General features: G+C 70.8%; 20 protein-coding genes and 1 pseudogene. 14 read left to right on the forward strand and 7 right to left on the reverse strand.

Annotated features, from left to right (window positions below):
• The first annotated feature begins 87 nt into the window (after nt 1-87).
• Both N1032_RS11205 and N1032_RS11210 read left to right on the forward strand, forming a co-directional pair.
• The gene (locus N1032_RS11205; RefSeq protein ID WP_259539141.1) at nt 88-999 is read left to right on the forward strand and encodes an FAD binding domain-containing protein; all 912 of its coding nucleotides are present in this window, start codon (nt 88-90) and stop codon (nt 997-999) included.
• On the forward strand, nt 996-3,962 hold the full coding sequence (locus N1032_RS11210; RefSeq protein WP_259539142.1) for a molybdopterin-dependent oxidoreductase: 2,967 nt from the start codon (nt 996-998) through the stop codon (nt 3,960-3,962). The genes N1032_RS11205 and N1032_RS11210 overlap by 4 nt, the downstream gene beginning before the upstream one ends.
• A 26-nt stretch (nt 3,963-3,988) precedes the next feature.
• Here the strand turns inward: N1032_RS11210 and N1032_RS11215 are convergent, their stop codons facing one another.
• Complete coding sequence (locus N1032_RS11215; protein WP_259539144.1) at nt 3,989-5,077, reverse strand: LysR family transcriptional regulator ArgP; 1,089 nt, start codon at nt 5,075-5,077, stop codon at nt 3,989-3,991.
• Nucleotides 5,078-5,146: 69 nt separating this feature from the next.
• Here N1032_RS11215 and N1032_RS11220 point away from each other — a divergent pair, with 69 nt between their 5' ends.
• The gene (locus tag N1032_RS11220) at nt 5,147-5,782 is read left to right on the forward strand and encodes a LysE/ArgO family amino acid transporter (RefSeq protein WP_259539145.1); all 636 of its coding nucleotides are present in this window, start codon (nt 5,147-5,149) and stop codon (nt 5,780-5,782) included.
• An 89-nt stretch (nt 5,783-5,871) separates the two neighbouring features.
• Here N1032_RS11220 and N1032_RS11225 read toward each other — a convergent pair whose 3' ends face one another.
• The 3 genes from N1032_RS11225 to N1032_RS11235 form a co-directional block, all read right to left on the reverse strand.
• A complete protein-coding gene (locus N1032_RS11225; protein WP_259539147.1) occupies nt 5,872-6,228 on the reverse strand; it encodes a hypothetical protein in 357 nt (118 codons plus the stop codon).
• Between the two features lie 94 nt (nt 6,229-6,322).
• Nucleotides 6,323-7,789 carry an 8-oxoguanine deaminase gene (locus tag N1032_RS11230; protein ID WP_259539149.1) on the reverse strand — a complete coding sequence of 489 codons (1,467 nt, stop codon included), beginning with the start codon at nt 7,787-7,789 and terminating at the stop codon, nt 6,323-6,325.
• 2 nt (nt 7,790-7,791) lie between these two features.
• A complete protein-coding gene (locus tag N1032_RS11235) occupies nt 7,792-9,183 on the reverse strand; it encodes an XdhC family protein (RefSeq protein WP_259539150.1) in 1,392 nt (463 codons plus the stop codon).
• Nucleotides 9,184-9,274: 91 nt separating this feature from the next.
• Here N1032_RS11235 and N1032_RS11240 point away from each other — a divergent pair, with 91 nt between their 5' ends.
• Nucleotides 9,275-10,657 (forward strand): amidohydrolase family protein, encoded by a 1,383-nt coding sequence (locus N1032_RS11240; protein WP_259539151.1) that lies wholly within the window; start codon nt 9,275-9,277, stop codon nt 10,655-10,657.
• 1,145 nt (nt 10,658-11,802) lie between these two features.
• Here the strand turns inward: N1032_RS11240 and N1032_RS11245 are convergent.
• Nucleotides 11,803-12,894: a PDR/VanB family oxidoreductase gene (locus tag N1032_RS11245; protein WP_259539152.1), complete on the reverse strand. Its 1,092-nt coding sequence runs from the start codon at nt 12,892-12,894 to the stop codon at nt 11,803-11,805.
• The gene (locus tag N1032_RS11250; RefSeq protein WP_259539153.1) at nt 12,891-13,577 is read right to left on the reverse strand and encodes a helix-turn-helix domain-containing protein; all 687 of its coding nucleotides are present in this window, start codon (nt 13,575-13,577) and stop codon (nt 12,891-12,893) included. The genes N1032_RS11245 and N1032_RS11250 overlap by 4 nt, the downstream gene beginning before the upstream one ends.
• A 192-nt stretch (nt 13,578-13,769) precedes the next feature.
• On the opposite strand from N1032_RS11250, the gene N1032_RS11255 reads away from it, so the two are divergent.
• The 10 genes from N1032_RS11255 (at nt 13,770) to N1032_RS11300 (ending at nt 24,010) form a co-directional block, all read left to right on the forward strand.
• Complete coding sequence (locus N1032_RS11255) at nt 13,770-15,077, forward strand: amidohydrolase family protein (RefSeq protein WP_259539154.1); 1,308 nt, start codon at nt 13,770-13,772, stop codon at nt 15,075-15,077.
• A gap of 8 nt (nt 15,078-15,085) precedes the next feature.
• Nucleotides 15,086-15,856: an ABC transporter ATP-binding protein gene (locus N1032_RS11260; protein ID WP_259539156.1), complete on the forward strand. Its 771-nt coding sequence runs from the start codon at nt 15,086-15,088 to the stop codon at nt 15,854-15,856.
• Entirely contained in the window at nt 15,856-16,704 is an 849-nt protein-coding gene (locus N1032_RS11265) for an ABC transporter permease (RefSeq protein ID WP_259539157.1), read from the forward strand. The genes N1032_RS11260 and N1032_RS11265 overlap by 1 nt, the downstream gene beginning before the upstream one ends.
• Before the next feature lie 97 nt (nt 16,705-16,801).
• The gene (locus N1032_RS11270) at nt 16,802-17,974 is read left to right on the forward strand and encodes an ABC transporter substrate-binding protein (protein WP_259539158.1); all 1,173 of its coding nucleotides are present in this window, start codon (nt 16,802-16,804) and stop codon (nt 17,972-17,974) included.
• 101 nt (nt 17,975-18,075) lie between these two features.
• Nucleotides 18,076-18,849, forward strand: coding sequence for an SDR family NAD(P)-dependent oxidoreductase (locus N1032_RS11275; RefSeq protein WP_259539159.1), 774 nt, complete (start codon nt 18,076-18,078; stop codon nt 18,847-18,849).
• 67 nt (nt 18,850-18,916) lie between these two features.
• Nucleotides 18,917-20,266 (forward strand): FAD-binding oxidoreductase, encoded by a 1,350-nt coding sequence (locus N1032_RS11280; RefSeq protein WP_259539160.1) that lies wholly within the window; start codon nt 18,917-18,919, stop codon nt 20,264-20,266.
• A complete protein-coding gene (locus N1032_RS11285; RefSeq protein ID WP_259539161.1) occupies nt 20,263-21,186 on the forward strand; it encodes a creatininase family protein in 924 nt (307 codons plus the stop codon). The genes N1032_RS11280 and N1032_RS11285 overlap by 4 nt, the downstream gene beginning before the upstream one ends.
• Nucleotides 21,183-21,824 (forward strand): pyridoxine/pyridoxamine 5'-phosphate oxidase, encoded by a 642-nt coding sequence (locus tag N1032_RS11290; RefSeq protein WP_259539163.1) that lies wholly within the window; start codon nt 21,183-21,185, stop codon nt 21,822-21,824. Before N1032_RS11285 ends, N1032_RS11290 begins: the two co-directional genes overlap by 4 nt.
• A gap of 94 nt (nt 21,825-21,918) precedes the next feature.
• Nucleotides 21,919-22,542: a pentapeptide repeat-containing protein gene (locus N1032_RS11295; protein WP_259539164.1), complete on the forward strand. Its 624-nt coding sequence runs from the start codon at nt 21,919-21,921 to the stop codon at nt 22,540-22,542.
• A 511-nt stretch (nt 22,543-23,053) separates the two neighbouring features.
• A complete protein-coding gene (locus N1032_RS11300; RefSeq protein WP_259539195.1) occupies nt 23,054-24,010 on the forward strand; it encodes a formylglycine-generating enzyme family protein in 957 nt (318 codons plus the stop codon).
• Nucleotides 24,011-24,248: 238 nt separating this feature from the next.
• On the opposite strand, the pseudogene N1032_RS11305 reads toward N1032_RS11300, so the two are convergent.
• Nucleotides 24,249-24,705: pseudogene (locus N1032_RS11305) on the reverse strand (hypothetical protein); the annotation flags it as partial.

Below are 24,705 nucleotides of genomic sequence, written 5' to 3' on the forward strand. Positions count from 1 at the left end.
AAACGCGCACAGAATCGCCCACGTTACACAGCAGACACATTGCTGGGGTCTACTAATGGTGCAGCACCCCTTCGATCGGAGCACCACGTGGATCTGAACACCATCGCGAGCATCCTGCCCGCCCGCCGCCGCGACGACCTGGCGGCTCTCGGCGCCACCGTCGCTCCGCTGGCCGGCGGCTCCTGGTTGTTCTCCGAGACCCAGAACCACCTCACCGGCCTCGTCGATCTGATGGAGTTCGGCTGGCCCTCGCTCACGGTCACCGCAGCGGGGCTCGAGGTGGCGTCGACCTGCACGCTCGCCGAGCTCGCCTCCCTGCCCGACGACCGAGGCTGGCCGGCGCATCCGCTGTTCTTCCAGTGCTGCACCGCGCTGCTCGGCTCGTTCAAGGTGTGGAACGTGGCGACCGTCGGCGGCAACATCTGCGCCTCACTGCCGGCCGGGCCCATGACCTCGCTGTTCTCGGCGCTCGACGCCGAGGCCCTGGTCTGGCGCGCCGACGGCAGCGACGAGACCATTCCGGTCGCCTCCTTCGTCACGGGCAACGGCACCAACGCGCTGGCGCCCGGCGACGTGCTCCGCGCACTGATCGTGCCGCAGTCGTCACTCGACGCTCGAACCGCCTATCGCAAGATCGCGCTGTCGCCGCTCGGCCGCTCAGGTGCGGTCGTCATCGGGCGGCTCGACACCGACGGCGGCTTCACGCTGACGGTGTCGGGTGCGACGGTGCATCCGGAGCAACTGCGCTACGCGACGGCACCGGATGCGACGACCCTGGTCAGAGACATCGACGCCATCGACACCTGGTTCACCGACCCGCATGGCGCCGCCGACTGGCGGCGGGCGGTGTCGGGGGTGCTGGCGGCGGAGGTGCTGACCGAGCTCGCCGCGCCCGCCGGGCCTGCTGCGCCTGCTGCGCCTGCTGCGCCTGCTGCGCCTGCTGCGCCTGCTGCGGCGTCGGGGGCGCATTCGTCGATCGAGCCGGAGGAGATCCGATGAGGTTCATCATGAACGGCGCGCAGGTCGAGGCGGAGCCCGGCCCCGGTCAGTGCCTTCGCACCTTCATCCGCGACCAGGGCAACTTCGAGGTCAAGAAGGGCTGCGACTCGGGTGACTGCGGCGCCTGTTCGGTGATCGTCGACGGGCTGCCGGTGCACTCCTGCGTCTATCCGGCCTATCGCGCGGCCGACAAGATCGTCACCACGGTCGCCGGCCTCGGCGATCCGGGCGACCTCAGTGCGGTGCAGCGCAGCTTCGTCGAGAACGCGGGCTTTCAGTGCGGGTTCTGCACCGCGGGCATGGTGGTGACCGCCACCACGCTGAAGCCGACCGACCTCGACGACCTGCCAAGGCTCATGAAGGGCAACCTCTGCCGGTGCACGGGCTACCGTGCGGTCGAGCAGTCCATCCGGCAGGGCGTCTGCGAGGCGGCCGGTGCCGCGCACGACTGCGGAGGGCACGTGGGGCACGCGGGGCGCGCGCACGATGGCGATGAGCATGAGCCTGAGCACGCGCACGCGCAGGCCCCGGGCCCCGGCGCCGTGCGGCGGACAGGCAAGGCCGGGGCGGGCGAGGCGTCGACGACGACCACGGCGAGCGCCGACGCCGGACCGGCGACGGCCGAACCCACAGCCGCGCCGGCAGCCGGGGCCACCACGATCGTAGACGTGCCCCGCCTCGCGCCGGCGAGCGAGCCCACCCCGCTCACCGTCGGCACGTCGGTCGGCGCTCCCGCCGGGCCGCGCATCGTCAGCGGGCGCGAGCCCTACACCCTCGATGTCGCCGTTCCCAGCGTCACGCACCTCAAGCTGCTGCAGAGCCCGCACGCCCACGCGCGCATCCTCTCGATCGATACGAAGGCCGCCGAGGCGCTGCCGGGCGTGCACGCCGTGCTCACGGCAGCCGACTCGCCGGCCACCCTGTTCTCCACCGCCCGGCACCAGTTCCGCACCGACGACCCCGACGACACGCGGGTGTTCGACACGGTGGTGCGGTTCCGCGGGCAGCGCGTCGCGGGGGTGGTGGCCGATTCGATCGCGATCGCCGAGGCGGCCTGCCGTCTGATCGAGGTCGAATACGAGCTGCTGCCGGCCGTCTTCGACCCCGAGCAGGCCCGCCGGCCGGGTTCCCCGCTGCTGCACGCCGACAAGCCCAGCTCGGTGTCGCGAGTGGCCGAACCCGAACGCAACGTGATCGCCGCCGTGCACACCGAGATCGGTTCGGTCGAAGAGGGGCTCGCCGCCGCCGACGCCCGGGTGTCGGGCACCTGGCAGACCCACCGTGTCTCGCACACCGCGCTCGAGACCCACGGAACGATCGGCTGGCTCGACGACGACGAACGCCTCGTGCTGCGCACCAGTTCGCAGGTGCCGTTCCTCGTGCGCGACGAGATCAGCCACATCTTCGACCTCGCCCCCGAGCGCGTGCGCGTGTTCACCGCCCGGGTGGGCGGCGGGTTCGGCGGCAAGCAGGAGATCCTCACCGAAGACGTCGTGACGCTCGCCGTGCTGAAGACCGGTCGTCCGGTGCAGTTCGAGTTCACGCGCAGCGACGAGTTCACCATGGCGCCGTGCCGGCATCCGATGCGCGTGAAGGTCGAGCTCGGAGCCACCCGCGACGGCAAGCTGACCGCCATCGCGGTCGACGTGCTGAGCGACACCGGGGCCTACGGCAACCACGGCCCCGGCGTCATGTTCCACAGCGTCGGCGAGACGGTGAGCCTCTACTCGGCGCCGAACAAGAAGGTCGACGCCGAGGTTGTCTACACCAACAACATCCCCTCCGGAGCCTTCCGCGGCTACGGCCTCGGTCAGGTCGTGTTCGGCATCGAATCCGCGATGGACGAACTGGCGATCCAGCTCGGCATCGATCCGTTCGAGGTGCGGCGCCTCAATGTGGTGAGGCCGGGCGAGCCGCTCGTGGCCACCCACGTCGAGGGCGACGACCTCGTCTTCGGCAGCTACGGTCTCGACCAGTGCCTCGACCTCACCCAGACCGCCCTGCAGCGCGGCGCCCAGCAGAACGCGGCACCGAGCGGCGGCGAGTGGTCGGTGGGCACCGGCATGGCGTCGACGATGATCGCCACCATGCCGCCGCGCGGGCACTTCTCCGAGGCGAGCATGACCCTCGAGAGCGACGGCGGCTATCTGGCCGGGGTCGGCACGTCGGAGTTCGGCAACGGCACCACCACCGTGCACACCCAGATCGCGTCGAGCGTGCTGGGCACCTCGGCCGATCGCATCCGCATCCGGCAGTCCGACACGGATGCCGCGCGCTACGACACCGGAGCCTTCGGTTCCGCGGGAATCGTCGTCGCCGGCAAAGCGCTCTACTCGGCGGCCGAGAAGCTGAAGACCGAGATCCTGCGCACGGCGTCGCAGCTCGCCGGCGAGTGGAGCGAGGGTCACCTCGAACCGGGCGGCGTGCAGATCGGGGCGACCTTCGTGCCCCTCACCGACATCGCGGCGGCGGGCGGCGGGTCGATCACCGCTCACGGCAGCGAAGACGGCGCGAAGCGGTCGCTCGCCTTCAACGTGCACGCGTTCCGGGTGGCGGTCAACTCCGCCACGGGCGAGGTGCGCATCTTGCAGTCGGTGCACACCGCCGACCCGGGCTTCATCATGAACCCCGAGCAGCTGCGCGGCCAGATCGAGGGCGGGGTCGCTCAGGCGATCGGGTCGGCGCTCTACGAAGAGATGATCCTCGACGAGGGGCTGGTGACCACGCAGGTCTTCCGCAGCTACCATGTGCCTCAGATGGCCGACATCCCGGCCACCGAGGTCTACTTCGCTGCGACCGACGACGACATCGGCCCGTTCGGCGCCAAGTCGATGAGCGAGGCCCCCTACAACCCCGTGGCGGCCGCGATGGCCAACGCCATCCGCGATGCGATTGGTGTGCGTCCGCACGAACTGCCGATGTCGCGCGACCGTATCTGGAGGATGCTCAGCGACCGAGCGTGATACCCAGCAGGCGAACTACCCGCGGTTCACGCCAGCGGGCGGAGAACGTCGTGGGCCGCCGAACGGATGGCGGACGCCACCCTTTCGAGCGAGCGGGTGTGCAGCTGCCATTGCTGCCAGTACAACGGCACGTCGATGGCTCCGGCAGGGTCGAGCTCGACCAGCTCGGAGTCCTGCCGCCACGAGGCAGCGCCCGCCGCAGCGCGCACCGCGTCGCCCGCGGCACCGCTCCCGAACCGCTTCAAATAGGTCTGCTGCCCGTCGAACCCGGCGTTCGCCACCCACCCGCTCTGCAGGTCGGGAACCATGCCCCAGCCGAATCCCAGCCGCACCGCCTCGACGAAGTCGGCCGACGCCGGCACGTAGTGCCGCGGCGGAGAGACGACACCGCCGGTCGCGGCCGCCAGGTAGCGGTCCTGAAGCTGGTCGCGCCGGTCGAACACCACCACCGGGGCATCCGCCAGCGCCGCCGGCGTCACTCCCCCGCCGAACCACCGCGCGGCGAACGACCGGTTCGCCATCGGCCGATAGCGCATCGCCCCCAAAGGGGTCGACGAGCACCCTTGCACCGCCTGAGCGACGTCGGTCACGGCACCCATCACGGTTCCGTCGCGCAGCAGCGCAGTCGTGTGCCCCTGGTCTTCGCGAAACAAGTCGAACGCGATCACGGTCGACAGCTCGGCCAACGCCGGAAGCAGCCAGGTGGCGAGCGAATCGGCATTCACGGCGATCGGCATCCGCACGAGCGGTCGTCGTGGCAGCCCGCCGGTGCCATTCCCGCCCGTACCGATCCCGCCGGTGCCATTCCCGCCCGTGCCGTTGAGGGTCTCCGCGCCCTCCGCGCCCTCGTCGACCTCCTCGACGCCCAGTCCCGCCATCGCGTCGTGCGACAGCGTCTCGAACTGCCGGGCGAGCAGCAGCACCGCCTCGCCCGATTCCGTCGCCCGCACCGGCTTCGTGCGCTGCAGCAGCACGCGCCCGACGCTCGACTCGAGCGCCTTCACCCGCTGGCTCACCGCCGACGGGGTGATGTTGAGCGCCCGGGCCGCCGCTTCGAACGTGCCCTCCGACACGACAGCGCTGAGGGCCGCGAGCTGCGCCAGATCCCACTGCATGAAGCAATGCTAATGCAGCATCAGAATCATTAGCTTGGCTTCGGATGCCTCGAGCCCTACCGTCGAGATGTGCCCGTCGCTCTCGCCTCCGCCTCGCCCGATCCGTTCGCCGCCCTCGCCGGATTCGGCTTCGGCCTCTCGCTCATCGTGGCGATCGGAGCCCAGAACGCCTTCGTTCTGCGGCAGGGATTGCTCCGACGACACGTGCTCGCGGTCGTCGCAGTCTGCGCATTGTCCGACGCCGCCCTGATCGCCGCCGGCATCGGCGGGGTGGGCCTCGCGATTTCGGGGCTGCCGCTGCTCATGACCGTGGTGCGCATCGGAGGCGCGGTCTTCCTGGTGATCTACGGCCTGCTGGCGGCGAGGCGGGCTCTACGATCGGCGACCCTGGCGCCCGACGCGGGCCGCGCATCCGTGGGTCTGGCGGCGACGGTGGCGACCTGCCTCGCGCTGACCTGGCTGAACCCCCATGTCTATCTCGACACGATCGTTCTGCTCGGGTCGGTCGCGAACTCCCACGGTGACTCGCGGTGGCTGTTCGGGGCGGGCGCCGCCGTCGCGAGCGTGATCTGGTTCACCGCGCTCGGCTACGGCGCACGGTTGCTGCGACCCGTGTTCGCGCGCCCCGTGGCCTGGCGGGTGCTCGACGGCCTCATCGCCGTGATCATGATCGCGATCGCGATCTCGCTGCTCGTCGGCCTGTGAACAACTGGACGACTGAACGGCCGAACGGCTGCTCGACTACTCATCCGATCCGAACGACTGCTCGCGCCCGACCGCCCGCGAGCCCGCGCTCACTGCCGCACGCGCCGCCCGTGCTCGGCGATCGACCCGTTCGTCTGCCGGTAGAGCTCGTTGAAGAGCCGGCGCTCCACGGTGTCGTGCGGCGAGCGGTTGGCGTCGATACCGACGAGCCACGTGAGCCCCGTCTCGCCGTAGGCATCCTCCGACACGAGGGCGATGGCGAACAGGCGCTCGTTGCCGGCGTTCTTCTCGGCCCACGCGAGGGTCTCGGTGAGTGTGGCATCCGACACGTCATGCGCTTCGGTCGCGAACGGGCCCTCTCCTCGATAGAGGAAGACGCGAAAGGTCGAATCCACGCGTTCCCACGCGCTCCCGCTCTCTTGCTCGTTGCAGCGCTGCACCTTCACGGGATCAGAGTACGGGCGCGATCACCCCGGAGTCGACACCCGGCGGCGAATTCATCGCCGACCGGCTCGCTCGAGGTCGCGGCGAGGCGGTGGGTCAGGCGTCGAGAAGGGTGGCCACCGCGGCCGACACCCGCCGGGCGACATCCCGCTCGTCGGCCCGCACGAGCGACCCCTCGCGCACCACCGCGCGACCGTTCACCAGCAGAAGCGCCAGCGGCGGCTGAGCGCCGAGCGTCAGCGCGGCGACGGGATCGACGATGCCGGCGTGCTCGACCCCGTCGACCTTCCACAGGGCCAGATCGGCCAGCTTGCCGACCTCGATCGAGCCCAGCTCGTTGCTTCGCCCGAGCACGCGCGCGCCGCCCATGGTGGCGAGATAGAGGCCGTCTCGTCCGCTCATGGCCGAAGCACCAACGCGCAGCCGATTCACGAGCACCGACATCCGGATCTCGGTTCCGAGTTGGCCCGATTCGTTCGACGCCGAGCCGTCGACGCCGAGCCCGACCGCAACGCCGGCCGCCAGGAGCTGCGGCACGGGCGCGATCCCCGCGGCGAGCCGGGCGTTCGACGAGGGGCAGTGCGCCACCCCGGTGCCGGTGGCCGCGAACCGGCCGATGGCGTGCTCGTCGAGGTGCACGCAGTGCGCCATCCACACGTCGTCTCCGAGCCAGCCGAGGTCGTCGAGGTAGTCGGTCGGCGTGCGGCCGAACCGCTCGAGGCAGTAGGCGTCTTCTTCCACCGTCTCCGAGCCGTGGGTGTGCAGGCGCACGCCGAGCGAACGGGCCAGCACGGCGGATTCGCGCAGCAGGCCGGCCGTCACCGAGAACGGCGAGCACGGGGCGATCGCGATCTGCACCATCGCCTCGCGAGACGGGTCGTGCCAGCGCGCCACGGCATCCGCACTGGCCTGCAACGCGTCGGCCGTGGTCTCGACGGCGAAGTCGGGCGGGAGGCCGCCCTGCGACCGGCCGAGATCCATCGAGCCGCGGGTGCCGTGCAGTCGCACCCCGAGGGTGCCGGCCGCCTCGACGATGCTGCCCAGGATGTCGCCCGCACCCTGCGGGAAGACGTAGTGGTGGTCGCCCATGGTCGAGCACCCCGACAGGGCCCCGACGGCCATGCCGCCGAGCGCCCCGGCGCCGACCGTGTCGGCGGTGATGCGCGACCAGGTGGGGTAGAGCGCCGTGAGCCAGTCGAACAGAATGGCGTCTTGCGCGATGCCGCGGGTGAGCCACTGGTAGAGGTGGTGGTGGGTGTTGATGAGTCCGGGGGTGAGGAGGTGGCCGGTGGCGTCGATCCGCTCGACCGAGAGGGGCGCCGCCTGCGGCTGGGTTTCGTGCGCCGACGTCGGCTGTGTCGCCTGAGAGCCGAGCAGAATCGCGGATGCCGCCGCCGCGACATCCGGGGCCGTTCGACCCTCGACCGCCCACGACGGCGGGGCACCGGGCCCGACCGCGACGATCTCGGCCCCGTCGATGACCACATGGCCGGAGGCATATTCCGTTCCGGCTATATCGACCGTGGCGACATACGCATTCTCGATGATCGTGCGTGCGGACACCGTCACCTCCGGTCGTCTGGGCGGTTGGCGAGGCCGGGGGCCGGCGTCAGCGCGGCCTGTCGTGCCGCGCGGGATCCTGCGGCCTCCGCCGCCGCCCGATGGATCGGGCCCGAGGTGGAGCGCAACGACCGACCGCTCGAGGCGTTCCGGGCCGCGAGGATCTCGGCCAGGATCGACACCGCCGTCTCTTCAGGCGACGCCGCCCCGAGGTCGAGGCCGATCGGCGAGTGCAGCGACGCGAGTGCTGCTTCGTCGAGACCGCGTTCGAGGAGCTTGGCCACCCGTCGGTCGTGGGTGGCGCGCGACCCCATCGCGCCGACGTAGGCTACCGGGAGCGAGAGCGCCGCCTCGATGAGGGGAACGTCGAACTTGTCGTCGTGCGTGAGGATGCACAGGGCGGTGCGCTCGTCGACAACCGTCTGCCGCAGGTAGTCGGTGGGCCACTGGTTGACGACCTCGGCGCCCGGAAAGCGGGTCGCGGTGGCGAAAACGGGTCGCGCGTCGCACACGGTGACGCGATAGCCGAGCAGGGCGGCGGCGCGTGAGAGGGCGACCGAGAAGTCGACGGCGCCGAAGATGATCATGCGCGGCGGCGGCGAGCTGACGAGCAGCACGACCTCGACCGTCGTTCCCTCGCAGTCGATGCGGCGTCGCACGGAGCGTCCGGCGTGGATGCCGGCCGTGAGCTCGGTCGCGACCCGCGAGCGGATGTCGGCAGCGAGCGCGCCCGCCGCGGCAGCCTCGTCGACGTCGCGACCGCGGTCGCCGTGCTCGCCGTCGTGGTTGGCCTCGATGTCGATGTCTTCGCGGTCAGGGTTCCCGGATGGGCCGATGTCCTCGCGGTCGGAGGCGCCATCGCTGTCGAGCTCCTCGCCGTCATTGCTCTCGCCGTCATGACTGACGCCGGCCGCCTCGCCCGCGCCTCCCGAATCCGCGGCCTCGGCCCGCTCGTGCGCCGCCACCAGCACCATCTCGTCGCCGACGTCGGCCGGCACGAGGAGCGCGATCCCGGTCGCCTGCCCGGTGGCGGCCCGCTCCAGCTCACCCCGAACGGCCGCGGGCAGCTCGTTGCGCGCATCCGGCGGCCCGAGCTCGCGCACGAACACCGTCAACCGGCCGCCGCACGAGAGCCCGACGGCGAAGGCGTCGTCGTCGGTGAACCCGAACTCGCAGATCTCGGCGTCGCCGGTGTCGAGCACCCGCGTGCACGCGTCGTAGACGGCCCCTTCGACGCATCCGCCCGAGATGCTGCCGATCACCTGGCCGGCGTCGTCGACCGCCATCGAGGTGCCGAGCGCCCGGGGCGCGCTGCCATCGACTTCGATCACCGTGGCCACCGCGAGCCGGTGCCCACCCGCGAGCGCGGCGAGCAGCGATTCCGCCAGTTCGAGCATGCCGTCACCGCGCTTTCCGCCGATCGGATCGCCCGGGTCGTGCGATCTCGCCTGTCATCAGCCTGACACATGAAAGTGTTAGAAATTCACCATGCTCCTCATCCACGACGCGGCCCACATCGTCTTCGACGCGCAGAACGACACGGTCCAGTCCCGCGGTGACGGGGGCGGTCGCGGCACGTATGCCGCATCGGGCGCCCCCGACCTCGTGCTCACCGACGTGGTGCTGGCGCCCGGTGCCGAGAGCGATGCCGCTATCGCTGCCCACCGCTCGCCAGACGCGCCCGGCGACCCCGTCATCCGTCTCGACGCCTCGGGATGCATCGTGACTCCTGGACTCGTCAACGCCCACCACCACCTGCTGCAGAGCGCCTTCCGCACCCTCCCGGGCACACGCGGGGTGCCGATGCACGTCTGGCTGCCCACCATGGCCGAAGCGTATGCCGCGGTCGGCATCGATCCCGAACTGGCACGAGCGGCCGCCCTCGTGGGCGTGGCCGAGGGCTTGCTCGACGGCGTGACGACGGTCGCCGACCACCACCTCACCTGGCCGGCCGGCAGCGACACCGTCGGCATCGCGCGTGCGACGGCCCAGGCCGCGCGCGAACTCGGGGGCCGGCTCGCGTTCGTGCGCGGGTCGGCGCGTGACGACCCCGAGCAGGCCGCCGCGTCGGCCGATGCGATCGCCGAGGCCCTGGTTCCGGATGCGCCGGGCGGGGTCACCGCCGACGGCATGCTGCAGCTCGCGGTCGGCCCGGCCGGCGTGCACAGCGACAGCGAGGAGACGTTCCGACTGCTCGGCGAGGTGGCCTCCCGGCGCGGGCTGCGCCGCCGCACGCAGGCGAACGAGCAGGTCGACGTGGCCATCGCCCTCGAGCGCCACGGCCGCCGCCCGATCGAACTGCTCGACGAGTGGGGCTGGCTCGCCGACGACGTCACCCTTGCGCATCTCTGCGCCGTGACGGCCGACGAGATCGCGCTGCTCGCCGCCCGCGGCGTCACCGCCACCCACGCACCGGGATGCGACCTGCCGATGGGCTGGGGCATCGCTCCGGTCGCCGCGCTGCTCGCTGCCGGCATCCCGGTGGGGCTCGGCACGAGCGGCGGAGGCAGCAACGACGCCGGCCACCTCCTCGCCGACGCCCGCCTCGCCATGCAGGTCGCCCCGCTCGCGGGCCCGCCGATCGACGCCCGCACGGTGCTCTCGATGGCGTCGGAAGGCTCGGCGCGGGGCCTCGGCCGCTCCGAACTCGGCCACCTGCGCCCCGGTGCCGCCGCCGACCTCTGCATCTGGGACGTCACCGGCGTCGCCGACGCGGGCGTCGCCGACCCCGTCGCCGGCCTGCTCTGGGCCTCTCCCGGCCGACGCCCCAAGCACGTCGTCGTCGCCGGTCGTGTCGTCGTGCGCGACTACCAGCTCGTGTCGCACGACGAGCGGGAGCTGGCAGCAGCCCTGAACGGGCTGCTGCGCTAGCTGTGCTCGGTGCTGTGCTTGCTGCCGGTGCGGCCGTGCTTCGCGCGGCTGCACCGGGGCGCGCCGCCGCCTCTGCGGCGCGCCGCGACACCTGAGCGCGCGGTCGTTGCGCGGCCACGCGCTCAGTCTGGGTCGTTGAGTACGGCCCGTCGCGTGCACTCCCGTGCCGCACCCGTCTCGAAGCACCGTTCGCCCTCCCGAAGCGTCAACATTCGTTGCAAAACCCAGCCCGATGCAACGGAACATGACTTCTCGGTAAGGGGTGTTGGCAGCCCCACCCCAACCCGTCGGCACCCCGAGACACTCCCGAGTCCGCGGTCGCTGACGCGGCCACGCGCTCGACTCGGGTCGTCGCGGACGGACCCCACGCACATCCCCGTGCCCCCGCCCCACCCACGAACGTCCGACACCTTCGCGACAAGTCACAATCCGTTGAAAAACCCACCCGGATGCCGCGAAAAGTGTCTCCGCGCGCGGTGCGGGCGCCGTGAACCCAACCCGCCGGCACCGCGCGACACCCGGCCCCGCGAGACCTCAACATTCGCCGCAAAACACCGCCGAGTGCAACGGAAAGTGACTTCTCGGCGCGGAATGGGGCACGCGGAGCCAAGGCCGCCGACACCACGCGACACCCGGCCCCGCGAGACGTCAACATTCGCCGCAAAATCTAGCCGGATGCAACGAAAAGTGACTCCTCGGCACGAGGTGGGCATGCGGAGCCAAAGCCACCGGCACTACGCGACACCCGGGCCGCGAGACGTCAACACTCGGTGCAAAACGGGGCCGGATGCAACGAAAAGTGACTTCTCGGCGAGTGGGTGGGGCAGAGGGGGGACGAGCAACGCGGAGGGCAGGACACTTAGCACGGCGCTCGGCGCGGCGCGGCGGCGCGGCGCGGCGCGGCACGCGGCACGGCGCCGAGCGGCGCGCACGGCAGGCACGACGCGCGCACTGCGGTTGCCGCATTGACGGCACGGCGGCGCAACGCGACGGGCCCTACTCGACGACCCAGGGTGACGGCGTGGCCGCGCCAGCGACCGCGCCGTCACATGTCGCCCGGCGCCGCAGAGGCGGCGGCGCCGGCTGCGGAGCCGCCGCGCCGCAGCGGCCCCGCAGCAACAAGCACAGCTACAGCCCCAGCACCCTCACAGCTCCAGCACCAGCCGCGGGCAGGCGGCGCGTGAGACGCAGATCATCATGACCTCGTTGGATTCCTGCTCGTCGGGGGTGAGCACCGAGTCGCGGTGCTCGACCTCGCCCGAGACGACGGGGGTCTCGCAGGTGCCGCAGGTGCCCTCGCGGCACGACGACAGCACGAGCACCCCGGCTTCCTCGACCACGTCGAGGATCGACCGGTCCGGCGGCACTTCGAGCGTGAGCCCCGACAGCTCGAGCTCGACCTCGAACGCCTCCTGGCGCACCGGTTCGGCGACCTCGCGCGCCTCGAAACGCTCCAGGTGCAACGTGCCCCGCGGCCAGCCGGCTTCCTGCGCCTGAGCCTCGAGGGCCGCGAGCATGCGCGCGGGCCCACAGGCGTAGACGGCGACGGGCGATCCGGATGCCTCCACGTCTTCGACCCCGGACACCACCGCGTCGAGCGACGCGACGTCGAACCGCCGGCCCTCGTCGGAGGTGTACACCGACACGCGCGAGCCGTACTGCTCGACGAGGTCGTCGACGAACGGCATCCGTTCGAGCGAGCGCCCGGCGTAGGCCAGCGTCCATGGGGCTCCGGCGGCCTCGACGGCACGGATCATCGGCAGAATCGGCGTGATGCCGATCCCCCCGGCGACGAACGCATACGTCGCCGACGCACCGCCAGCCGAGCCGCCCGAAGCCGACCCCCCACCAGCCGACGAACCACCCGTCGACCCCCCACCCGCCAAACCGCCCCCGCCCACCCCAGGTGGCAACCCCAGCTCGAAGTGGTTCAGCGGCCCCCGCACCCGCAGCTCGGTGTCGACGCCGACGTGTGCGTGCAGGTGCTCCGATCCGCCCCGGCCGTCGGGCTCGCGCAGCACGGCGATCTGGTAGCGCGACCGGTCGGCCGGGTCTCCGCAGAGCGAGTACTGCCGCTCGACGCCGGGCTGCACCACCACGTCGAGGTGCGCTCCGGGCGTCCACGCCGGCAGGTCGCTGCCGTCGACCGCGCGCAGCTCGAGCAGCACCACCCCCTCGGCCACCTGGCGGGCCAGGGTGACGACGGCGTCGATCTCGGTCAGGGGTGAAGCCGTCATGACCCGAACCTCCGCTCCTTCACGATGAACAGGTGGTAATCGCCCTCGGCGAGCGAGCACCAGCGGTGCAGGGTGCCACCGGCGTAGTGGATCGAGTCGCCCGGCATCAGCTCGAACTCGCCGTCGTCGGCCAGATCGACCAGCACCCGGCCGCTCACCACGTGCAAGAACTCGTCTTCGTCGTGCCGGTAGAACTCCCCCGGCGACCGGTTCGAACCCCGGAACTCCATCGGGATGAACGACACCTCGCCGTGCACCAGGATGCGCGCCTCGCCGCCGCCGAACGGCCCCTGCGGGCCTTCCATCGACCGCACCAGCGACACGCGCGAGTCGCCCTCACCCGGCACCAGGTCGTCGGTCGCCGCGGCGATCAGCTCGATCTGACTCGAGCCGAGCGCCCGCGCGATGCGTTCGAGCGACACCATGCTGGGCCGCGCCTGACCCCGTTCCAGCTGGCTGAGGAACGGATGCGACAACTGCGCGAGCCGCGCCAGCTCGACCAGCGTGAGACCCCGCGCCTGACGGAACGAGCGGATGCGCGCACCGAGGCGTTCGGTCTGCTCGTCGAGGGCGACGCTTCCGGATGTGATGGCGCACCCCCTTCCGCTTCGAGCGCTCCGAGCACGCGCGTTCGCCGCGCGTCGACGACCCGATCGGCACGGGTCTCCACAGACAGTAACCACGAACATCCCGACGCGCGAAATCGGATGTCGCCGCAATTTACATTCGGAAATCTTTGCGTTACGCGCCGGAAACGCGCCGTCCGTAGCGTGAGCCATGTTGAACCCATCAACATCCAGCACCGATCACCCCAGCGTCGAGATGATCATCAACCCGGGCCGAACAGCCCACCACCGAGCGGGGAGTTCGATTCGATGCACGTGCTCCCCCTTCAGCTCACGAGACTGACGGATGCGACGCTGCCCGACGGCTCGCGAGTCGACGTCGAGATCACGGGCGACACCGTCACCCGTGTGACGCCGGCCGGCTCGGACGGCCCCGCGAACGGCGCAACCCGAGAGCCGACCGCAACCGACCCCGCCACCACCCTCAACCTCGACGGCTTCCTGCTGCTCACGGCCCCCGCCGAGCCGCACGCCCACCTCGACAAGGCGCTGTCGTGGGATGTCATCAACCCCCCGATGGGCGACCTCGTGCTCGCCATCGAGTCGTGGAAGGCCTACGCCGCCACCATGACCGTCGAGAGCATCGCCGACCGGGCCCGCGAACAGGCGCTCGCCATGCTCGCCAACGGCACCACCGCCATCCGGTGCCACGTCGACGTGCTGCACGGCGACGAGCCGATGCGCGGCGTGCGGGCTCTCGTGCAGGTGCGCGACGAGCTGCGCGGCCTGCTCGACCTCGAACTCGTCGCTCTCGCCGGCCCGCACGTGCCCTCCGAGGCCGTGCTCGAAGCCCTCGACCTCGGCGTCGACCTCGTCGGCGGAGCACCGCACCTCGCCGACGACCCGGATGCCGACCTACGCCGCCTTCTCTCCCTCGCCACCGATCGTGGTGTCGGCGTCGACATGCACACCGACGAGAGCCTCGACGGCGCCGTCACGATGCACACCCTCGCCGCCGTGGTGCGCGACTGGCCGTCGAGCCGGCCCGCCACCGCCGGTCACTGCGTGCGCCTCGGCACCATGCAGACCGCCGAACTCGACGGGCTGATCGGCGAGATCGTCGCCAGCGACATCGGCGTCGTCACCCTGCCCATCACCAACCTCTACCTACAGGGCTGGGAGCACACGGTCAGCACTCCCCGCGGCCTCACGGCCGTGCGCGCCCTGCTCGACGCCGGCGTGCGACTCGGCGCCGGCGCCGACAACGTGCGCGACCCGTTCAACCCGGTCGGCCGCAGCGACGCCCTCGAAACGGCCTCACTGCTCGTCACCGCCGCGCACCTCACCCTCGACGAGGCCTACACCGCGGTGAGCTCCGGCGCCCGCTCGGTGATGAGCCTTCCGGATGCCGGTGTGCAGGTCGGCGCGAAGGCCGAGCTGCTCGCCGTGCGCGGTTCGAGCCTCTCCGAGGTCATCGCGAACGCCTCCGCCGACCGCTACGTCGTGCACGAGGGCCGGCTCGTCGCCCACAGCGAGGTCACCCGCCACATCGCCGTGCTCTCCGCCCCCACCCGCCCCGAACCATCCGTCAGCGCTCCAATTCTCGAAACGAGGTGAGAAGCTCCATGTCCATCGCCACCCCTGTTGCTCCCACGACGAAGACCGATCAACTGCTCCACTTCGACGACGTCGCCATGACCTTTCCGAACGGCACCACGGCGCTCTCGGGCGTGTCGCTGACGGTGAACCGCGGCGAGTTCGTCACCGTCGTCGGCCCGTCGGGCTGCGGAAAGTCCACCCTGCTCCGCATCGCGTCGGGCCTCACTCCCGCCACCGAAGGCGTGACCCAGGTCGACACCACCCGCATCGGCTACGTCTTCCAAGACGCCACGCTGCTGCCCTGGCGCGACGTGCAGTCGAACGTCGAGCTGCTCGCCGAGCTCAACGGCATTCCCAAGAAGCAGCGCGCGGCCACCGCCAAAGACGCGATCGACCTGGTGGGGCTCAGCGGTTTCGAGAAGCACCTGCCGAAGACGCTCTCGGGCGGCATGAAGATGCGCACGAGCCTCGCCCGCTCGCTCACCCTCGACCCCGAGCTGTTCCTCTTCGACGAGCCGTTCGGCGCTCTCGACGAGATCACGCGCGAGCGCCTCAACGACGAGTTGATCAAGCTCTTCACCGAGCAGCAGTTCGCGGGCCTGTTCATCACCCACTCGGTCTCCGAGGCCGTCTACCTCTCCACCCGCGTCATCGTCATGTCGGGCCGGCCCGGAAAGATCGTCGACGAGTTCCCGGTCGAGTTCCCGTTCCCCCGAGACCCCGAGATCCGGTTCACCGCCGAGTTCGCCGAACTCTGCGGCAAGGTCTCCCACGCACTCCGAGAGGGCCACAGCTGATGACCACCACTCCCCCGGCCCCGCCCAAGACCCGCACCATCATGCGGCCGGCGACGGTGCGCAAGTCCACGAATCCCGCCGCCACCTGGGGGCCCCCGGTCGCGGTCTTCGTCGGCTTCCTGCTCGTCTGGTATGCCGTGAGCTACCTCATCCTCGACGAGAAGCGCCGGTTCCTCGTTCCGCCGCCGCACGAGGTGCTCGCGGCGTTCTTCGACCCGAAGGTGTTCGGCGAGATCATGCTGGCCCTCAGCCGCACCACGTTCGTCGCGCTGATCGGTCTCGCCATCGCGATCGTGATCGGCGTCGGCTGGGCGGTGGCGATGAGCCAGGCGAAGTGGGTCGAGCGCTCGCTCTACCCCTATGCCGTGGTGCTGCAGTGCATCCCGATCCTCGCGCTCGTGCCGCTGATCGGCTTCTGGTTCGGCTTCGACTACCCGGCGCGCATCATCGTCTGCGTCATGATCGCCCTGTTCCCGATGGTGTCGAACACCCTCTTCGGCCTGCAGTCGGTCGACCGCGGCCAACGCGAGCTGTTCCAGCTGCAGCGCGCCGGCCGCTGGACGGTGCTCACGAAGCTCGAGTTCCCCGCGGCCCTGCCCGCGATCTTCGCCGGCATGCGCATCTCGGCCGGACTCGCCGTCGTCGGCGCCATCGTCGGCGACTTCTTCTTCCGCCGCGGCGACCCGGGCCTCGGCTCGCTGCTCAGCACCTACACCTCGCGCCTGCAGTCGGCCGAGCTGTTCGCGGCCATCATCGTCGCGGCCCTGCTCGGCGTCGTGATCTTCGCCATCTTCGGCTGGATCGGCAAACGCGTCGTCGGCCGCTGGTACGACTTCTCGGCGAACTGACCTGAGCGACGGATGCCGCGCACCACCGGCATCCGTTTCTCCTCATCTGTCCCACCCGCACCACAATCACACCGCACCACCCCTAGAAGGAGATGACATGCGCAGCACCCGAACCCGGCTCATCCTCGTAGCCGGCGTAGTCGCCACCACCGCACTCACGCTCTCCGCGTGCAGCAGCTCGGCGTCGAGCGACGACTCGACCCCGTCGAGCGACCTGACGATCGGCGCGACCGACCTGTCCGGCGTCTGCCCGGCGAACATCGTTCTGCAGACCGACTGGAACCCCGAGGCCGAGCACGGCCACCTCTACGAACTGCTCGGCCCCGACCCGGTGATCGATGCGGCCAACAAGAAGGTCTCCGGCCCGCTGTTCTCGGCCGGCGAGTACACCGGTGTCGACGTCGAGATCCGCTCCGGCGGCCCGGCCATCGGTTTCCAGACCGTCACCTCGACCATGTACCAAGACCCCGACATCATGCTCGGCTACGTCTCGACCGACGAGCAGATCCAGAACTCGGCCGACTTCCCCACCACCGCCGTCTTCGCGCCGCTGGACAAGAGCCCGCTGATGATCATGTGGGACCCGGAGACCTACCCCGACGCCGAGACCATCGAAGACGTCACCAAGAAGGGCGCCATCGTGCGCTACTTCGCCGACTCGGCCTACATGGAGTACCTCAAGTCGGCAGGGATCGTTCCCGAGGCGCAAGCCGACGGGTCCTACGACGGCACCCCGGCGAACTTCGTGGCCGACCAGGGCAAGGCCGCCCAGCAGGGCTTCGCCACCGCCGAGCCCTACATCTACGAGAACGAGGTCTCGGAGTGGATGAAGCCGGTCAAGTTCCAGCTCATCAACGACACCGGTTACGACTACTACCAGTCGGTCATGGCCATCCGCACGGGTGACCTCGAGACGAACGCCGACTGCCTCAAGGCCCTGGTGCCCGTGCTGCAGCAGGCCGAGGTCGACTACTTCGCCGACCCTGCCACCGCCAACAGCCTGATTCTCGACCTCGTCGACCAGTTCGACACCGGCTGGGTCTACTCGCAGGGTGTCGCCGACTACTCGTTCAAGACCATGACCGACCTCGGCATCGTCTCGAACGGCGACAACGACACCATCGGTGACTTCGACGACGCCCGACTGGCCGACTTCTTCACCCAGGCCACGCCGATCTTCGAGAAGCTCGGCACCCCGCCGGCCGAAGGCCTCGAGGCGACCGACCTCTACACGAACGACTACATCGACACGTCGATCGGTCTGAAGTAGTCCGGTAGCCGCACCGCACCACTGCTCCACTGCTCCACCCACCACCGCTCCACGCACCACCGCTCCACCACCCGCTCCACCCGAGAGATAGGCACCGCACCATGTCGCTCCCCACCGTGGCCGACAGCCGCACGACGAGTCAGAGGCTCGCCGGAAAGCGGATAGTGATCACGGGGGGCGCGCGCGGCATCGGTGCCGAGATCGCCCGGCGATGCGCGGTCGAGGGCGCTGAGATCAGCGTTCTCGACCGCCTCGCCGAGCAGGGCTCCGCGCTCGCCCGCGAGTTGCGCTGCCACTTCGTGCCCGTCGACCTCACCGATCAGGTGAGCACCACGGATGCGCTCGGCCAGGCCATCGAGACCCTCGACGGCATCGACGTGCTGGTCAACAACGCCGGCATCCTGCGGTTCTCGCCGCTGCTCGACATCACGGTCGACGACTGGAACAGCACCTTCGCCATCAACACCACCGCGATGCTCGTCACCACCCAGGTGGCGGCGCGCTCGATGATCGCCGCCGGCACCGGGGGCACCGTCATCAACCTCGCCAGCATGGCCGGCAAGACCGGCGGCGCGGGCCAGGGTCACTACGCGGCCTCGAAGGCCGCCGTCATCGCCCTCACCCGGGTGACCGCCCTCGAACTCGGCGCATCCGGAATCACCGCCAACTGCATCTGCCCGGGCTACGTGCTCACCGAGATGGGCGCCGCCACCCGCACCGAGGCCGACGTGGCCGAGTGGTCGAGCTACTCGCCGCTCGGCAGGCTCGCCGACCCGGCGGATGTCGCCGGCGTGGCCGCCTTCCTGGCCTCGGCCGACGCGGCCTACATGACCGGGCAGGCCATCAACGTCACCGGCGGAATGATCATGCACTGACCGTGCCGGCATCCGCTCGTCTTCTTTCTCACCCACGCCCTCCCGCTCGCGCACCAAAGGATCCACAATGACAGCGTCACCCGAACAGATCGCCGCCCTCGCCGAAGAACTCGTCGGCCTGCTGGGCGAACGCGGCGTCACCACCGAACTCCGTGGCCGCGAGAAGGCCTCGGTCGACGGGGCGAAGATGTCGCCCATCCTCGCCGAGCAGCTGCCGCTCGGTCTCGCCGACATCGTCGCGTTTCCCACCAGCGCCGAGCAGATCGCCGAGGTGGTGGCCGCTGCGGTGCGGCACGGCGTCTCGGTGACCCCGCGTGGCAAGGGCACCGGCAACTACGGTCAGGCCATCCCGCTCGAGGGCGGGCTCGTGCTCGACATGTCGAAGGCCCGGGCCGTGGTCGAGGTGGGCGACGGCTACCTCGTGGCCGAGGCGGGAACGCCGATGGTCACCATCGAGCAGGCCGCGCGCGAGGCGGGCCAGCAGATTCTGATGTACCCCTCCACGGCGCAGTCGTCGATCGGCGGGTTCCTCTCGGGCGGGTCGGGCGGAACCGGGTCGATCAAGCACGGCTCGAACATGAGCGGCGACTACGTGCTCGCGCTCGACGTTGTCTATGCGTCGCCCGTCGCCGAGCTCGTGCACGTCGAGGGCGAGGCCGCGCAGCCCTACGTGCACACCTACGGCACCGCGGGCATCATCGCCCGCGCCACCATCGCGCTCGAGCCCCTTCAGGAGTGGGTCGGGTTCTATGCGAGCTTCCCGACCTTCGACGACGCCACCTCCGTCATCCGTGAGATCGGCTGGCTCTCGCCCACGCCGCGGCTGGTGTCGGCCGACCTGCCGAGAATCGCGAACGCCCTGCCGGCCGACGCCGCCATTCCGAAAGACCGGGCGTCGTTGCGCGCGATCCTCGACCCGTCGACGGTCGAGGCGGCGACGGCCCTGGTGGAGGGCGCCGGCGGTCGGGTCGAAGAGGTGCGCGAAGGCCCGCAGGCCACGGTGAAGATCTCGATGCTGTCGTACAACCACCCGATCGAGTGGCTGCAGAAGTCGGTGCCCGACGAGACCTGGTTCCATGTCGAGGTGTCGGGGGCGGCGCTGGTGGAGCGGCTCGACGAGGTGCACGAGGTCTACCCGGGCGGGCTGCTGCACATCGAGGCGCAGCGCGACCACCCGATCGGCATGCTGGCTGCGCCGTACGTCAGCGCCGAGGAGGTCTACGCGGGCTACGACCGGCTGGCCGCGATCGGGGTGGGGTATCACAGCCCGCATCAGTGGTTCGTCGACCACGAGGTGGCGCGCACGAAGGCACTGGCCGCCACCACCGACCCCGACGGGCTGCTCAACCCGGGCAAGATCCCCACCGGCGAGACCGTGCCGACCGGCACCAAGTGGGTCGGGCCGAAGAGCGCATGACCGGCTTCTCCGCTGCTTCCGCCGGCTCCACGCGCTCCGCGGTCTCTGCCCGCTCGTCGCGCAAGCTCGTCGAGCTCTCGGGCACCGCGGCGACCGCGGCGCTCTCGGCCGACTCGGTCATCGTGCTGCCGACCGGTGCGATCGAGCACCACGGTCCGCATCTGCCGCTCATGACCGACTACCTCATCGCCGACAGCGTGGCGAACGCGTCGGTCGTGCGGGCGGCATCCGAGGGTCAGGATGTCTGGATCCTGCCGACCCTCGCCTACACGAAGTCCGACGAGCACCACTGGGCGCCCGGCACGATGTGGATCAGCTGGGACACCCTCATGCAGACCGTCGTCGAGCTCGGCAACTCCATCGCCGCGACGCCGGCCCGCAAACTCGTGTTCTTCAACGGCCACGGGGGCAACCTGGCGCTGCTGCAGGTGGCGTGCCGTGAGCTGCGGCGGAGGTTCGGGCTGCAGACGTTCCTGATGGGCGCCACGGTGCCGGCGGGGGCGCACGACGGTCCGGAGGAGTTCGGCCTCGGCATCCACGCCGGGCATTCCGAGACCTCGCTCGTGCTGCACCTGCGACCCGACCTGGTCGATCTCTCGGTCGCCGAGCGCAGTGTGCCGGAGCATCTGGCCGGCTACGAGCACATCGGCTTCAAGAAGCGTGTGACCTTCGGATGGCTCTCGAACGACTTCTCGACCAACGGCACGCTCGGCGACCCGACCGGTGCGACGGCGGCCTACGGGGCCGAGCTGTTCGACGCTGCGGTGGAGGATTCGGTGGCGGCGTTCGCCGAGATCGCGCTCTTCGACGCGGCGGGTCCGCGCGGCGGCGCGGGTGCGGAGAGTGCCGGCGCGGTCGCGGCCGGTGCGGTCGACCTCGAGTCGGTCGAGGTCGTGGAGCTCGGAGTCGGCGAGGCGTGAGCGAAACCCCCGAGCCGCCCACCGGGGCCGCCCCCACCCCTTCCACCGCCGACGCCGGCTCGATCGACCCCGCGGGCGTCGACGATCCGGCCGAGCTGCTGGCGGCGTGGCTGCCGTCGAACGACGACCCGATTCGGCCGCTGATGACCCTGTCGACCGTGTCGGCGAGCGGCTACCCCGACGCCCGCACCGTGCTGCTCTCGGAGTTCGACGCCGACGGCTTCTACTTCCACACCGATTCGCGCTCGCGCAAGGTCGCCGATGTCACAGGCGATCCGCGGGTGGCTCTGACGCTGATCTGGCCGGGCCGGCAACTCGTGGTGCAGGGCGATGCCCGGCGCGCGTCGCCCGATGAGCGCGACTGGGCTTACGAGCACCGTTCCCCTTACCTGCGGCAACTGGCTTGGCTGAACACCGTCGAGTTCGCGCAGCGACCCCTCGCCGAGCGGCTCGCGGCCTGGGCGGAGTTCGGGTCGCAGCATCCGGATGCCGCCCTCACCCCACCCTCGACCTGGGACGGCTTCGTCGTGCGCCCCGTGCGCCTCACCTTCTGGCAGGGCAACCCCGACACGGCCTCCCGGCGCACGGAGTTCCGTCGCGCCGACGACGCCTGGACGCGCACCCTCCTTCCGGGCTGAGCGGTACTCCGTGGGCAGGGTCTGCGAGGCGGGGGCGTCGTCGGTCGGGCTGGGGCAGCGGGGCGGCGTCGGCGGTCACCTCTAGGCTTCTGGCATGGCTGAGCGCAGAAGTGCCGAGCATGCCCTCGCGATCGAGCGCCGTGTCGTCGGCGAAGACTGGTACGGGCGCGAGTTGGGTGCCGACGACCGGTTCGAACGTGTGCTCTTCGCCGATTGCGATTTCACCGAGGTGGTCGATCAGGGTGCAGCATTCGACGGCTGCGAGTTCCGCAACGTGCGGTTCAACGTGTCGCAACACTCCGATGCGGCGTTCACGAACTGCGTGTTCTCGGGCTGCACGTTCTTCGACGCATCGTTCACCCGCTGCAAGCTGGTGGGCAGCGTCTTCGGCGACTGCGAGTGGAACCTCACCCGCGTCGACGGCGGCAACTGGTCGTTCACCGAGCTGCGTGGCGCCGACCTGCGCGGGGCCGTCTTCACGGGCGCACGGCTCCGCGAGGCCGATCTCACCGGTGCTCGCTGCGCCGGCGCCACCCTGCGCGACCTCGACCTCTCCGGAGCCACGTTTACCCGCGCCGACTTCACCGGCTGCGACCTCCGTGGCAGCGACCTCACCGGCCTCGACCCTCTCGCGGTGCAGCTGGCCGGCGCGATCATCACCGTCGACCAGGCCATCACCCTCGCCGAGGGCCTCCACCTCGACGTGCGCGCCGAGTAGCGCGCGCCGGCAACGCCTGGACGCGCAGATTCCTCCCCGACCGGCGCTCCCCCGCCAGACCGACCGGCCCGCGCACTCCCGCAACAGTTCGCGCCCCTCGCGAGCGCCTACGCGCCCCTTCTATTCGCGTGCGCCGTTCACAAAGGGCGCACCCGAACAAAACAGGCGCGGAACGAGAGAGCGCCTGACGCCCCGTCAGCCGGCCGGCGCCCGGAATCACGCGTGCCTACCGCCGCGAGCGCCTACGCGCCCCTTCTGTTCGAGCGCACCGTTCACGAGGGGCGCACTGAAACAAACCGGGCGCGGATGACACTCCGAGGGCCCGTCACCCGACCGGCGCCCGGCATCACGCTGGCACACCCCGCGAGCGCCCACGCGCCCCACATCGCTCGGATCGGGTGACGCGCCCCGAGGCCGCCGCGAGTACGGTGGTCGCATGAGCACGAGTCGACCCACGAGGCCGCGTCGTCCCACCGACCCAAGTCGACCCACCAGCCCGACCACCAGCCCCATGCGGCGCATCGACGGCGGTGAGTTCGAGATGGGCGCCTCGGGATTCTACGCCGACGAACTCCCCGCGCACCGGCGCACGGTCGAGCCGTTCGAGCTCGACGAGCGCCTCGTGACCAACCGCGACTTCGCCGAGTTCGTCGCCGACACCGGCTACGTCACCGTCGCCGAGCTGCCCCTCGACCCCGCGGACTACCCCGGCGTCGACCCCGCCGACCTCGTCCCCGGAGCGATGGTCTTCCGCCCCACACCGGGTCCGGTCGACCTCTCCGACTGGCGGACGTGGTGGCAGTGGGTGCCGGGAGCGCACTGGCGTGAGCCGTTCGGGCCGGGGTCGTCCGTCGATGACCGCCTCGAGCATCCGGTGGTCGCAGTGGCCTTCGACGACGCCGCCGCCTTCGCCACCTGGGCCGGAAAGCGCCTGCCCACCGAAGCCGAATGGGAACGCGCCGCCCGCGGCCGCCACGACGGCCGCACCTACGCGTGGGGCGACGAACCCCGCCGCGACGGCCGCCTGATGGCCAACACCTGGCAGGGCCGCTTCCCCTACCTCAACACCGGCGCCGACGGTTGGGTCGGCACCTCGCCGGTCGGCAGCTTCCCGGCCGACGACTTCGGCCTGTTCGACATGATCGGCAACGTCTGGGAGTGGACCAGCGACTACTACACCTACGGCCACATCGTTCCGACCCAGGATGCCGCGCCGGCGCGCGAGGGCCGCGTCGACCTGTTGGGCCCCGCCGGTGGGTCTCCCGCGCCGACCGCCTCCGGCAGCACCGACGACCTCGCGGCGGCGAGCGCGGAACCCGGCTCGACCATCCCGCGCCGCGTGCTCAAGGGCGGCTCTCACCTCTGCGCCCCCGAATACTGCTTGCGCTACCGCCCCGCGGCGCGCTCCCCGCAATCCGACGACACCGCCACGACCCACATCGGCTTCCGCTGCGCCCGCTCTCTCTGAGCCCCCCCGCCCCGCCCGCGCCCCGCGAGAAGTCACTATCCGGTGCAAACACCCCCGCAACACACCCAATAATGACTTCTCGCCACCAGCCCACTCCCCCGAGAAGTCAGCTTTCGTTGCAATCACCCCTGAAATAGACCGAGTTTTGACTTCTCGCGGAAGTGGGAAGAGTTTTCGGATTCGCACAGGGCGCCGGGACGAGGGCGCAGGTGCGCGGTGGGCGCGCCCGAGCGGTGGCTCAGCGCTGGGCGGCTAGGGCGGACTCGACGGTCGGGTGGATGCGGCCGGCCGCCTCGAGCCCCTGCCACCACGAGGTCTTGCGCGCCAGCGTGAGCGCGCCCTCGGGCAGCGCCGCCATCTCGAGCCGCGCCCCCTTCTCGGCCAGCTGCCGATCGAGGTCGGTCAGCGCATCCACCACTGTCACCGACGTCACCTGCACCACGGATGCATCGAGCACCACGACCGACACACCACCACCACCGGCGCCACCACCACCGACGCCAGGCTCCCCCGCACCCGCGTCCGCGCCAGCCACACTCGCTCCACCCGCGTCAGTGGCGTCCGCGCCGTCGACTGCCACCCCGGTCTCGGCGGTCGCCGCAGGCCGCACCGCCGCGTCCGCGCCGTCGGCGCCCGCGTCCGCCGCGCCCGCGCCCGAGGCGGTGCCCGCGACGCCCACCGCGCCCCGCTCGTCC

This window comes from Herbiconiux daphne, from assembly GCF_024979295.1.
Classification (GTDB): Bacteria; Actinomycetota; Actinomycetes; order Actinomycetales; family Microbacteriaceae; genus Herbiconiux; species Herbiconiux daphnes.